General features: G+C 73.3%; 1 protein-coding gene. It reads right to left on the minus strand.

Going from position 1 to position 431, the window contains the following annotated elements; translation table 11 throughout:
• Nucleotides 1–431 (minus strand): dihydroxy-acid dehydratase domain-containing protein (locus tag HW466_RS31545; protein WP_176316189.1); only part of this gene is annotated, 431 nt, incomplete at both ends.

Consider the following 431-nt stretch of genomic DNA (forward strand, 5'->3'; position numbering starts at 1 on the left):
CGCCGCTCGCCTCGATCCGCTCGCCGAGCGTCTCGCCGGTCACCGTCAGCGCATCGAGGTGCAGCAGCGGCTTGAGCTCGCGCAGCAGGGTGGCCACGCCGCCGGCCTTGTGGAAGTCCTCCATGTAGTGCTGCCCGGTGGGCTTGAGGTCGAGCAGCACCGGCGTCTCGCGGCCCATGCCGTCGAGCGCGTCCAGGTCGATGCGATGGCCGAGGCGCCCGGCGATCGCGGCCAGGTGCACGATCGCATTGGTCGAGCCGCCGATCGCCAGCAGCACGCGCAGCGCGTTGTCGAAGGCCTTCGGCGTCAGCACGCGGTCGATGGTGAGCCGCTCGGCCGCCAGCTTCACGGCCGCCGTGCCGGTTTCCTCGGCCGCGCGAATCCGGTCGGCGGTCACCGCGGGCGGCGTGGCCGCGCCGGGCACCGTCATG

It is taken from the genome of Burkholderia territorii, from assembly GCF_902833055.1.
Classification (GTDB): domain Bacteria; phylum Pseudomonadota; class Gammaproteobacteria; order Burkholderiales; family Burkholderiaceae; genus Burkholderia; species Burkholderia territorii.